Here is a 12,469-nt window from a genome sequence, read left to right as displayed (position 1 = left end):
ATCAGACCATCTCACAGGGATCTTTGTTTCTATGGCTGCTTGCTAAGTAGCTAGCTTAGGTGCCGCGTGGTCTTTTGCAGTGGAGCATCTATGCCAGGGTCGGGGTTGAGCAATGGGACATTTAACGCTGGGAAGTTGAGCGATGAGGATTCGCTTGCAGCCGATTCAGATTCGGTCGTCAATGTTGATGATCTAAAAAAGACCTATCACAGTTACACCTGGCGTGGTCGCAAGCATGTGCAAGCGGTTCGCGGCGTCTCGTTGCAAGCGCAGCGTGGGGAAGTGTTTGGATTGCTGGGGCCCAACGGAGCTGGCAAGACCACGTTGATCAAAATGTTGCTGGGCGTGATTCGTCCTTCCGCCGGACGAGCGACGGTGCTTGGGCAATCCATTGGTAGTCCAGTCGCACGTTCACGTGTGGGTTATCTGCCTGAGTCCTTGCGTGTTGATCGACATCATACCGCTCGATCGGCCTTGCGTTACTACGGTCGGTTGAGCCGCATGGACGCTCAGTCGATCGCCCGGCGCAGTGATGAACTGCTTGAGCTGGTGGGTTTGCGGGGGCGCGATCGCGAGCCGGTCGTGCGGTTCAGCAAAGGCATGTACCAACGCCTTGGCTTAGCTCAAGCCTTGTTGCACAATCCGGATTTGTTGGTCTTGGATGAGCCCACCGACGGGCTTGATCCGGTCGGTCGAAATGAAGTCCGCCGAGTGATCGAGCGGTTGCGTGACGCGGGCAAGACGATTTTTCTAAACAGTCATATTCTTCAAGAAGTCGAACTGGTCTGTTCGCGAGTGGCCATCATGGCGGCCGGGCAATTGAAAGCCATCGGGGCAATCGATCAGCTGGCCGACCAAGGGCAGCATCGCGTCACCATCGATGTGCTTCAAACGGCAAACGCTGCTGCCGCACCCCACAGCACCAACGCCGCACCCCACAGCACCAACGCCGCACCCGACCTGAGCCCCAATGCGGAACCACCGTTGCAACTCTTCGATCAACAGGGACAGTTGATTGACCTGGCTGGTTTTCCCACGCTGCAGTTCACTCGTCAGCGTGTAGCGGTCCGATTGGCGATGGAGTATGAATCGCAGGCTCAGATTGATCAGTTAGTCGATCGGCTGCGCCAGTCAGGTTGTTCGATTGTCGGTTTGTCGACCGCAGGCGAATCACTTGAACAAACCTTCATGCGTTTGGTCGGTCCAGCGGTCGGCAGCGATGTTTCAGAGGAAAGTGCTGTCGACAGTCTAGGCTCCGTTGATGGGCAACGGGAGACTCAGTCGCAAGCGATTCAATCGATGGCAGTTCAGGAGGCGGGGGAATGAGACCTTATCTTGCGGTGGTGATGGATTCGTTCCGTTCCGCTTTTGCCTCACGCATCCTCTGGATTGCCTTTCTGGCCATCTGGCTCTTGCTGGCGGCGCTGGCACCGATTGGTTTTCAAGAGGTGTACACGACTCGGTTTCGCGGGGAGGAGCTTTCAAATGGGACGCAGCTCAAAGCCATGTTGGCCCGCGGGTTGATTGATCCTCAAGAAGAGGGCACCGCGTTAGGTCGGTTGTCGGCTGCCATGCCTGGCAGTTTGAAGAAGCAACTGCGAACCGTGGCGCGACAAAACACGCCGATTCAAAAGTGGGCCTTGGCAGACGGCCTGAATCGTGCACTCGATGACGAGAGCTGGTACGACCAGGAAGCCTGGCAAGGCACCATTCGCTTGACCGAGTTGAAGGAGCTCGACAAGCTTTCTGAGAAACAGATCACCGAGGACCAGCGGCGGCGGCGTGCGCGATTGCGCATTGAAGCAGCACTGCCCGGTGGGCTGATCCCACGGCCGTCGCGGTCGATCAATTTGTCCTATGCCGGATTTGCTTTTCCAGTTGATTTTCCAGTGACGAAGAAGCAGTTCCTTGTGCTGGTCAATCAGTATGTGATTCCCGTCATGATGGACTGGTTGCTCGGGTTCATTTTGGTGTTCTTAGGAATTCTGGTCACTGCGTCGATCATTCCAGAAATGTTGCAGCCAGGGTCGTTGCACTTGTTGGTCAGCAAGCCGATCTCGCGGTTTGGTTTGCTGATTGCTAAGTACATCGGCGGTTGCACCTTTGTGCTGCTGTGTGTGTGTCAGTTGGTGGTGGGTTTGTGGGCGATCGCTGCTTGGCGATTGGAGCTTTGGAACCCAGCGATCCTGTGGTGCATTCCGGTGGCAGTGTTTTTGTTTGCCGTTTATTTCAGCGTCTCGTTGCTGGCGGGTTTGCAGTGGCGTTCCCCGATTCTGTCGATCGGTGTGACATGTCTGTTCGGCGGATTCGTGTTAGTGGTCGGCATCTTTGGGGGCTACTTTGATCAGTTTGTAACGGGGCCAGAGCAGATCTCGTCGATGGTCAAGTCAGCCGACCAGTTGCTGGTGACCACCCGTGGGCGGCAGTTACGCGTGTTCAATGATCAGGCCAATGGCTGGGATGATCTGTTCGATAAAGAATCCGTGCGCCGGCGAGACTTGCTGGTTCGGCCGGTCGCGATCAGCGACGATGTGTTTGTGAGCGCCAAAATCAGTGGTGGGCAATACAACCTGTATGGCAACGGAACGCTGGAGATGCTGGTCTTGGATCGCCGTGCTGATTACAAGCCCATCCCGCTGTTGCCAGTGCCAAATGGGACGCGGCAATTTCTGGTGTTTGGCGATCAACTGTTGGCCATGAATAATGCCGGCTTATTGGCCACGCCAGTATCCAGTGTGCTGCAGCGGATTGAAACCGAACGCGCTCGGCTGGACGATCAGGGCGATGATTCAGAGTCGGAGGAAGAGGCCGCTGAAGCGAACTCTGAAGTGACCGATCAAGACCTTCAAGCGGTCAACCAAATGGAACAACTGGCGTGGACGCAAGACTTGGTCGGCAACCTGTTTCGCATGCAGGGAGGTGCTGTGGAGGAGTTCCAGCCCATCCTGCCAGAAGAAATCCAGTTGGTGGAACCCTTGGCGGCGACGGTCGCTGCAGGCGGCAAGTGGTTGGTGCTGTACAGTCGGGGCCGGCTGTTCTGGTTCGGGCAGCCCGCACCCTCGTCGGATCAAACGACGCTTGAGTTGATCGGGCAGTTAGAACTCCCCGGCAGTGACGCGGCGCGAACGCGTTTGGCTGCCAGTGGTCAGCAAGTGCTGGTTGCTCGCGCTGATGAACCGGTGCGTTGGTTGGACCTGGCCAGTGGTAAGCTGGTCGGTGAAATCGAAGTCGGCAGTCGGGACTCAGTGATTGATGTTTCGACGTTGGCCGACAAGCCAGTTGCGGAAAATGATGTCGCCTCAAGCGGGCGGTTTGCCGTCCTGACCAGCGATGGCACGCTGCATCTGGTCGAGCGCCAGGGGGACGCGTTGGCTGCCCGAACCTTGGGGCTTGATGACGTGCATTCAATCGATTTTGATTCTGACAGCCAGCGATTGTTGGTCGCACATGACATTGATCAAGTGGAGATTGTCGCTGTGGCCAGCGATGGAAGTCTCCTGTCCGACCGCTCGATTCGTGCCACCCCTGCCGGATGGCGAAAAGTGGACAGTTGGGTGATGGAGCCATTGCGGACACTCACGCCACAGACCGGTGAGCTGAGCGAGACCGTTGCTGGCTTGGTCAGTGGACGAGGCTCGTCAGCGATCGAGCGAGGGTTTGGCGATGCGGAGGTTCGGCGTTACCGAATTTGGCGGCCCGTGCTCAGTTGTGGCATGTTCATTGTTGCCATCATGTCGCTCTCCTGCTTTCTATTCGTTCGGCGCGATTTCTAGACACACCTGCGGCCATTGTGTCAGCCAACGATTGTCGTACATCGGCCAACCAGTGGGCGACCGTTGGGCTGTTGCGTTGGCATGCTGCGATTAGGGGCGATTGGGGCGCGATTGCAAAGAAAAAACTCTGTGGTATTCGCCAAGGCCGTCACCATTGCCTGGGGCCTGGGCTAAGATGTTGGTTTCCGAACGAATCGTCCCCTGTCAATTTGCCTGCTGATGCCCGTCGGGCGTTGGTTGTTTGGCAATGTTTTTCAAGCAGTGGTTGCCAGGGAGGCGATTTGAGCTGATGTTCACTCGCGTGTTTCCTCACGAGTCACTTTCCGGGACGCGACCTTGTTGTCGCCTCCCCGCCCCTTCCTGCCAATAATAGCAAGTACACCATGAAGTTGAAATTGTTAGGACGTTTGCTTAGTGCGTCTTCTCGCGCAGCCTTGATCGCAGGGCTGACTGTTGCTTCGGTCGCCGTGGGCGGTTCGATGGCTCAGGCTCAGGATTCCGATGGCTTTCGCCCCTTGTTCAATGGGAGCGATTTGGACGGCTGGCATGCGCGTCCACACTTCAGTCCGATCAAGTTTGCCGAGATGTCCGACGCGGACCGTGAAGCCAAAAAGCAGGCTTGGATGGCGGACGCTGAAAAGCACTGGACGGTCGAGAATGGCGAATTGGTCAACGATGGTCATGGTGCCTACTTGGTGACCAATGATGACTTTCGTGATTACGAATTGCGTCTCCAGTACAAGACCGTTGCCCGAGCGGACAGCGGGATCTATTTGAAAGGCACTCCACAGGTGCAGATCTGGGATTACACCGATCAAGGTAAATTCAAGCTCGGTGCCAACAAAGGCAGTGGTGGTTTGTGGAACAACAGCGCTGGTGCTGACGGGAAGGATCCTTTGGTGCTCGCTGACAAGCCCTTCGGTGAATGGAACGATGTTCGCATCGTTCAGGTCGGCGCGCGGACGTCAGTCTGGCTAAACGATAAACTGGTCGTCGACAACGCCACGATGGAGAACTTCTGGGATCGCAAGAACCCGCTGTTCGTCAGCGGGCCAGTGGAGCTACAGACGCACGGCGGCGAAATCCGCTGGCGAAACGTGAAAATCAAAGAATTGTCTGCCGATCAAGCCAACGAGTGGCTGGCAGGAAAAGGGGACGAAGGTTTCGCGACCGTCTTCAATGGCAAAGACCTTGCTGGCTGGACCGGTGCGGTGGATAACTACGAAGTGGTTGACGGCGCGATCCGCTGCAAAAAAGGAAAGGGCGGCATGCTGCTGACCGAACAGCAGTACGGTGATTTTGTCGCTCGCGTTGAGTTTCGTTTGCCAGCCGGTGGTAACAATGGCTTGGCCATTCGTGCACCCAAGTCAGGCGACCCTGCCTACCAAGCGATGTGCGAATTGCAGGTTCTTGACAACACCAGCCCGAAATACGCCAAACTGGACGATCGTCAGTATCACGGTTCGGCATACGGCATGGCAGCCGCCAAGCGTGGTTTCCAACGCCCTGTCGGACAGTGGAACTATCAAGAGGTCACCGTCAAAGGCAGCACCATTCGTGTGGAGCTCAACGGCACGGTGATTTTGGACACGGATCTGTCCAACGTGAGCGACTACATGGCTGGTCGGCCGCACCCTGGCAAGGATCGCAAAGAGGGGCATTTCGGGTTTGCCGGTCACGGAGATGCGGTTGAATTCCGCAATGTGAAGCTGAAATCGCTCTAAGTTGATGACGCCGATTTTCCGTCTGCCAGAGCGGCTTTCTCTGGCCGACGGGTGGTTGTGAAAACGCTGTGAATTTGCTAAGCTTGGCGGCTTGCGCGAGCCCGAATTTTGCGGGTTTTTTGCAGCGTTTTTTGCCTTTTGCTAGGACACCACGTTGGCAGACGATAACAACGAAAACGACGGACAGGGTCAACCTGGAGATAACCAGGATTCTCAACCCCCCATTGACCCTCCCGGTGGGCCCGATGCGGCGGCAGGCGGTGCAGACGACGGCGGTGATCCAAATGGCGATCCAAACGCGGTTCCAAGCGGCGGTTCTGACGGCCGCAGTGTCGTTGACATCGACGGTGGGGCCGGCGCCCTGCGGATGATCGACCTGCCGATCGAAGACGAGCTCCGAGAGAGCTACCTGACGTATGCGATGAGCGTCATCGTCAGCCGAGCCCTGCCAGACGTCCGCGATGGGCTCAAACCCAGTCAGCGGCGGATTCTGGTCGCCATGAATGACCTGAATCTCGGCCCCGGCAGCAAGCGTGTCAAATGCGCCAAAATCAGTGGTGACACCTCCGGTAATTATCACCCACACGGTGAATCGGTGATCTATCCGACGCTGGTTCGGATGGCTCAAGAGTGGAACATGCGTTCGCTGTTGATCGATAAACAGGGGAACTTCGGTTCGATCGCCGGCTTGCCACCGGCTGCGATGCGGTACACCGAAGCCAGACTCTCGGCTGTCGCTGCGACAATGCTGGATGATTTGAAGCTCGATACGGTGGACTATGTGCCCACCTATGACGAAGCTCGCACGGAACCCACCGTCCTGCCCAGTAAGTTTCCCAGCCTGTTGATCAATGGTTCTGGCGGGATCGCGGTCGGGATGGCCACCAGTATCCCACCTCACAACCCTACCGAAGTCTGTGACGCGGTGATCCGGTTGATTGATCATCCGGAAACCACCATCAACGAGCTGTGTCAAATCATTCCCGGTCCTGACTTTCCCACCGGTGGCACGATCTGCGGCCGAGCGGGAATCATGCGCGGTTACAAGACCGGTCGCAGCACCATTGTCTTGCGTGCCAAGACAAAAATCGAAGAGATGCGCGGCAATCGCTCACGCATCATCGTTTCAGAGATCCCCTACCAGCAGTACCGTGACCGAGTCGTCGAGAAAATCGCCGCTCTGGTCAACGGAGATCGCATCAAAGGGATCTCCGGAATCCGTGACGAGTCTGACTTGAACGAACCGGTTCGTCTGGTCATTGAACTCAAACGCGGTGAAGATCCTGAAGTGATTCTGAACCAGCTGTATCAGTTCTCGCCTTTGCAAGACACCTTCTCGCTGATCTTCTTGGCGCTGGTCGATGGCAAGCCTCGTGAGCTGACGCTAAAAGAAATGCTGATGGAGTTTCTGCGGCACCGTGTCACGGTGATTCGCCGACGAACTCAGTTCTTGCTGGCCAAAGCGCGGCGTCGCAAGCACACCGTCGAAGGCTTGTTGCTGGCACTGGCGAATATTGATGAGATCATCCGAACGATCCGCACCAGTCGCACTCAACCCGAGGCCAAGCAACGCTTGATGGGGATTGAATGCCCCGCCTCGATGTTGCAGCGAGCCCTGGGCGATGAAGGGTTCAAAGAGTTCCAGCTCGAACGCGGTGAATCAGATGCCTACACGCTGACCAGCGTGCAGACCGACGAGATTCTGAAGATGCGTCTGGGGCAGTTGGTTAACCTCGAACAGGAAAAACTGACCAAGGAACACGGCGAGTTGCTCGAAGAAATTCGTGATTACCTCGATATTCTCGCCAGCCAAGAACGTGTTTACGGAATCATCAAGGATGATCTCGAAGAAATCAAACGCCGCTTTGGTTCCCCACGCCGAACCGAAATCAGCGGCGAAGAACTCGGTAACTTTGACCTCGAAGATCTGATCACCGAAGAAACCGTTGTCGTTTCCATTAGCCATAACGGATACATCAAACGCACGCCATCGAGTGTCTATAACACGCAGCGTCGCGGTGGCAAAGGTTTGCGTGGTGCCAAGACCGATGGCGAAGATCCGATTGAACACCTGTTCGTTGCCAGCACCCACGCGTATCTGTTGTTCTTGACCACCACCGGCAAAGTCCGCTGGCAAAAGGTCTACGACTTGCCAGATATGGCTCGTGATGCCAAAGGCCGCGCAGTGGTCAACTTGCTGGCACTGGAGCCGGGCGAGAAAATTGCTTCCTGCCTAGCGATTCGAGACTTCAATCAGAAAGGTGCCTACGTCGTCATGGCGACACGCAGTGGCCTCGTCAAGAAGACACCGCTGGAGCAATACAGTCGTCCAAAACGCGGTGGTATCATCGCCATTAAATTGCGTGAAGGCGATGAGTTGGTTTCGGCCAACGTGATCGGCCCTGGCGATGAATTAATCCTTGTCACCGAAACCGGCATGGCGATTCGTTTCCGCGAATCAGATGCTCGTCCAATGGGACGCAATACCTCTGGTGTGAAGGGCATCTCGCTGATCAGTGATGATGCGGTCGTTGGCATGGTTGTCGCCGAACCGGAGGCCACGCTGCTGACGGTTTGCGAAAACGGTTACGGAAAACGGACGCCTTTCGGGGCCAATGCCGCTGCAGAGGATGCTGCTGCTGACGATGCAGACGGGGACGCAGGGTCCTCCTCGGCACGCTACCGGACGCAGAAACGAGGTGGCAAAGGATTGCGCGATATCAAGACCAGTGACCGCAACGGGAAAGTCATTGCCATCGCACGCGTCGATGATCAAGACGAAGTCTTCCTGATGTCCGCCAAGGGCAAGTTGCAACGGGTCGCTGCTGGCGAGATCAGTGTGATTGGTCGAAACACCCAGGGTGTCCGAATCATGAACATTGATCAAGAAGACCAGTTGGTCGCCGCCGTGCGAATTCCGCCTGAAGAAAGCACTGATGAAGAAGGTGCCGTCGAAGAGGCTCAGCCCGCGCAGTAGAGTTGCTGCCGGCCGCGCCAAGCAGCATTGACTTGAATCTACCTGTCCCATTTCAGGGAGAGTTGGCAGCGAGCGACGCTGGCCAAGGTTCAAGTCAACGTGTAAGCCTCAGCCAACCGAGAAACCGCCCCAGCGGATTGACCGCTGGCCGCCGCTTTATCATGCTTCTCAAGCGGCTTTGTCTCGGTGGCCCGTTGAGAGCCAAGAAGCCCAGCGGCGTTGCACTTCCGAAGCAGGCAGGAGTTTGGCGATTGAATCGCGGCGACAAACGCACGTGGTAGACACAACTGCCATTTGCCACTGTCAGCAAGCGCTAAAACAGCCTGTCATCGGCTGCATCAGCCGAGAGCTAAGCATTGGTGATTGAGATGGTCTTCAAACGCCGTAAAAAACGGCAGCGATAGGAACCGATCCTTCACTAGCCTATCGCCGCCAGTGCAATCCATTGCCCCATTGGATTGGAGCGTGGTCGCTGCATTCATTGCCACTTGCACGCCCAAGCGAATTCGTAGTTCGCTTAGTGCATTTTTCCGCAGGTGGATAAAAATGTCAATCTAGATGTACCCAACAGTTTAAAACTTTCGGCGATTTCTGAGTGCGCCGTAAAGAACTGCGGTTATTGCCAAGAAAACGAGTAGTGATTGTTTGGAAACGACATTGAAGTGCGCAGATACGCTCGCATTAGCGTGAAGGGAAAGCGATTGATGGAGCAAGTGCATCAGGCCATTGCAAAGTGGGCCGGCAAACAGTCCGCCGCGACCTGACGGGGCAAGTGGACTGTTCGTGTCCGGCTTGCCCGTTGATTGTCCGATGAAGTGTTACTTGATGGTCTTCAACCAAGCATCGTAGCGGTCTTGGATTGATGAAACCGAAGGCTCATCGCCTTCGGTGACGACCACGCGGTAATTCATTTCCAGCGGTTTGTCAGCGGTGAGCGTGGTTTTGAAGAATGTGCCAAAGCGCCCGTAGGGTCGTTCTGAGAACAGAGCGGGTTTGGGCAAGTTCGGGTTGTCGAAGTATTCGACGGTGTACCGCTGATCGCCCAGTTTGAAGGTCTCGGCGAACCAGTTCAAGTTGATGTGTGGTGGCGGATCACCTTTGTCGCCCACCTGGATCGCCTCGCGTTCTTGCGGCTGATCAGCGGGGCGCAGAAAGCGAGCCCCGTTGGAATCCGCGACGGCTTGGCTGGCTCGGAACTGGAACCCTGCGTGTTGGCGATCGCCGTTCAGAGAGATCGTGCCGCGTTGGCTCTCAAGTTTGGTCTGCCAATCGATCGTCATGCTGCCGGCGTCGTTCTTGCTGACCGTCACGGTGCGAGTTTCCTTGATGACGGGGGCTCCGTCGGGGTCATTCCAGTGGATTTCGGCGGTCATCGTGCCGTGGCTTGCGTCGGCTTGCTGATTCAGGAATTTGACATGTCGCAGGTGGGCGCCGCTTTTGCAGTGCCAGAAGTCGTACTGGGGGCCGTCGTCAATTTTGGTTTTGTTCCAGCCGACAAACAGTCCTCGGTGATGGGTGAATTTGCCGCCCGCACCTTTGGTCAGTTGTTCACCGGACCGAGGGCCAAAGACATGGTGGAACACTTTGTACGTGTCGTGAATCGCTTCGGGGCTACTTTGGTCAAAGGCAAACATGTACCGCAGCACGGGTTTGTCGTTGTAAATCAAGTCGCTGGTGTGTTTGGCTTCGTCTGTTTTCCAGGAAAACGCCTCTTCAGCATTCAGATTGCCAAGGGGGGCAAAAGCAAGTGTCGCCAGGGCCATTAGGGCTGGCAGAGCATTCAAAGAACGGCGCATCATGATTCTTCGCAGGATGGGAGGGGGGCGGGACGCAGAGATTCAATGCCCTGCACTGGCAAATATCATAGACCAAATTCGCCCCGGTTTCGGCCCTGCTTGGTGAGTTTCGACCCCGGCTACACTGCCGTGGCAAGCTGTGAAGGAATTTCACGCCAGCGGTCAGTTCGTGGCGGGGATCAATCGGTGCCCCGATGCCGTTTCAGAATGGGAAGAAGACCGGAATCAGTACCATGGCGGTGCTAAAGACGATGAGGGTCAGGGGCAGGCCAAAACGCAGGTAATCACTGACTCGATAGCCACCAACGGTGTACACCATCAGATTGGTTTGGTAGCCAAATGGCGTCAAGAAACTGGCCGAAGCGGCGATCATCACGGCAATCACAAACGGTGCTTGCGAGACGCCCAAGGCCTCGGCGGCACCCATCGCGATCGTCAGCATGATCAGGGCAGCGGCCGTGTTGGTGATTAATTCGGTGCAGATCGCGGTTGCCAAGTAAGTGATCGCGAGCGTCCAAAACGGTTGGTTGCCCGCCAAATTGATCATGCCGGTGGCAATCGCGTCGGCGGCTTGGCTGGTTTCCATCGCGTTGCCAATCCCGATCGTGGCTCCGATCACGATCAGGATCCGCCAGTGGATGGAGCGTCTTGCTTCGTTGGCGGTGCAGCAGCGTAGGGCGACCATGGCGATCGCTGCGACCATCGACGCCGCCAGAATCGAGGTGATGTTCAGTGCCGCGACCAAGGTCATTGCAGCCATAATGGTCAGCGCGATCCAGGCCCGTTCGTGACGGCGGACGGTGTCACCACTGACTTGGCTGACTAAATAGAAGTCACGCAGTTCTTTGGCGCGGTGCATAAACGAAGGTGAGGCTTCCAGCAGTAGCACATCCCCGTTTTCAAGCCGAACGTCACCGATCTTGCCTTCCAATCGGCGATTGCCTCGGGCGACGGCGACGACCGCAGCGTTGTAGTTGCTGCGAAAGCGGCCTTCGCGAATGGTCTTGCCCAGCAGTGCGCAGCGCGAACTGACAACCGCTTCGATCAGCGTCCGCCGCCAAGCGGGTTCTTCTAGCTTGCGACCTTGGTCATCGGGGGTCAGCAACCCACGGATTTTTCGCAGGTCAACGACCGAGTCCAATGCTCCCACCAAGATCAATGCGTCTTCGCCTTGCAGGACGGCATCAGGCTTGGCGGGTATGACTTGATCGCCACGCTGAATTTCAGCGACGTAAAGGCCGGGTAGGTTGCGCAGTCCAGCGGCTTCAATCGTCTTACCCACCAGTGGGCCGGCCCCATCCACCTGAACTTCAACGGTGTATTTTTTGGGATCATCGGTGGCGCTGACCGCTGCGCGACGATCGGGCAGCAGTTTGCCACTGAGCAAGATCATGTAGGCCAGCCCCAGGATCGTTGCCGGCACGCCAATCAGCGCGGGCTGGAAGAAGCTGATTTCTCCGCCGTAGGCCGCCGCGTATTCTTTGCAAACGATCAAATTCGTGCTGGTGCCCATCACGGTGCACATGCCGCCCAGGATCGCGGCATACGAAAGCGGTAGCAGCAGTCGCCCAGGGCTAATCCGCAGTCGTTTGCAACAGTCATCAATGACCGGCATCAACGCAGCAACCACGGGGGTGTTGTTTAGAAAGCCGCTGACGGAGGCAACTGGGATCAGGATCCGCAGTTTGGCACCGGTTTCGCTCTGGGCCCGATCAAGCAGCCAACCGGTGGCCAGCTTGGTTGCCCCCGTTGCCTCCAGTCCCGCCACCACTGCAAACAAAAGCGCAATCGTGATCAGGCCTTCATTGCCGAACCCTGCGACAGCCGTCGAAGTCTCCGGGAGATGGGTTGATCCGGTCAGGTTCTGAACCACGATCAAGATCGCCAGGCCTGCCAACGCCAGCACATCGGTGGAAGCCAGCCGAGCGGCAACGCTCACCAGCAGCCCCAAAGCGATGGACAGTGATAGCCAAGCTTCCCAAATCATGCCAGTGAGTCAACCTTGTGTGGTAGAGTTCCAGTGCGGTGAAATTCCAGTGTCGTTGGAAACACGTTCTCGCAGCCCCAGTCCTGTGAATCTGTCCGGTGAATCTGTCCATTCGTGCCGAGAATCTGTCCAGCAGCATCAAACGATAAGACGCGGGGGCAATTTTGACAGTCGATGATGAAAAATGTCGGACAATTGGCCCGAAATTTCAT

The 12,469-nt window shown here is 56.5% G+C and carries 6 protein-coding genes; 4 read left to right on the top strand and 2 right to left on the bottom strand.

Annotated elements, in window-relative coordinates:
- Positions 1 to 135: 135 nt before the first annotated feature.
- The 4 genes from SV7mr_RS20935 (at position 136) to gyrA (ending at position 8,474) form a co-directional block, all read left to right on the top strand.
- Positions 136 to 1,326: an ABC transporter ATP-binding protein gene (locus tag SV7mr_RS20935; protein ID WP_419187709.1), complete on the top strand. Its 1,191-nt coding sequence runs from the start codon at positions 136 to 138 to the stop codon at positions 1,324 to 1,326.
- Positions 1,323 to 3,773 carry an ABC transporter permease gene (locus tag SV7mr_RS20930; RefSeq protein ID WP_145276356.1) on the top strand — a complete coding sequence of 817 codons (2,451 nt, stop codon included), beginning with the start codon at positions 1,323 to 1,325 and terminating at the stop codon, positions 3,771 to 3,773. Before SV7mr_RS20935 ends, SV7mr_RS20930 begins: the two co-directional genes overlap by 4 nt.
- Positions 3,774 to 4,252: 479 nt before the next feature.
- The gene (locus SV7mr_RS20925; protein ID WP_473163695.1) at positions 4,253 to 5,497 is read left to right on the top strand and encodes a 3-keto-disaccharide hydrolase; all 1,245 of its coding nucleotides are present in this window, start codon (positions 4,253 to 4,255) and stop codon (positions 5,495 to 5,497) included.
- Between the two features lie 367 nt (positions 5,498 to 5,864).
- Positions 5,865 to 8,474 carry a DNA gyrase subunit A gene (gene gyrA / locus SV7mr_RS20920; RefSeq protein ID WP_419188491.1) on the top strand — a complete coding sequence of 870 codons (2,610 nt, stop codon included), beginning with the start codon at positions 5,865 to 5,867 and terminating at the stop codon, positions 8,472 to 8,474.
- An 818-nt stretch (positions 8,475 to 9,292) separates the two neighbouring features.
- Here the strand turns inward: gyrA and SV7mr_RS20915 are convergent.
- Both SV7mr_RS20915 and SV7mr_RS20910 read right to left on the bottom strand, forming a co-directional pair.
- Positions 9,293 to 10,273 carry a DUF6807 family protein gene (locus SV7mr_RS20915; protein ID WP_419187708.1) on the bottom strand — a complete coding sequence of 327 codons (981 nt, stop codon included), beginning with the start codon at positions 10,271 to 10,273 and terminating at the stop codon, positions 9,293 to 9,295.
- A 199-nt stretch (positions 10,274 to 10,472) separates the two neighbouring features.
- Positions 10,473 to 12,257 carry an SLC13 family permease gene (locus SV7mr_RS20910; RefSeq protein ID WP_145276350.1) on the bottom strand — a complete coding sequence of 595 codons (1,785 nt, stop codon included), beginning with the start codon at positions 12,255 to 12,257 and terminating at the stop codon, positions 10,473 to 10,475.
- Positions 12,258 to 12,469 lie beyond the last annotated feature (212 nt).

Origin of the sequence: Stieleria bergensis (assembly GCA_007745635.1) — a bacterium.
Lineage (GTDB): Bacteria > Planctomycetota > Planctomycetia > Pirellulales > Pirellulaceae > Stieleria > Stieleria bergensis.
The sequence above is the reverse complement of the archived record's forward strand: the minus strand, read 5'-3'. Positions and strand labels throughout refer to the sequence as shown.

Excerpts from the sequence above, each read along its gene's own strand:
- SV7mr_RS20930 (WP_145276356.1), top strand. The coding sequence starts at position 1,323 with ATGAGACCTTATCTTGCGGTGGTGATGGATTCGTTCCGTTCCGCTTTT.
- SV7mr_RS20910 (WP_145276350.1), bottom strand. The coding sequence starts at position 12,257 with ATGATTTGGGAAGCTTGGCTATCACTGTCCATCGCTTTGGGGCTGCTG.
- SV7mr_RS20925 (WP_473163695.1), top strand. The coding sequence starts at position 4,253 with ATGGCTCAGGCTCAGGATTCCGATGGCTTTCGCCCCTTGTTCAATGGG.
- SV7mr_RS20915 (WP_419187708.1), bottom strand. The coding sequence starts at position 10,273 with ATGATGCGCCGTTCTTTGAATGCTCTGCCAGCCCTAATGGCCCTGGCG.
- gyrA (WP_419188491.1), top strand. The coding sequence starts at position 5,865 with ATGATCGACCTGCCGATCGAAGACGAGCTCCGAGAGAGCTACCTGACG.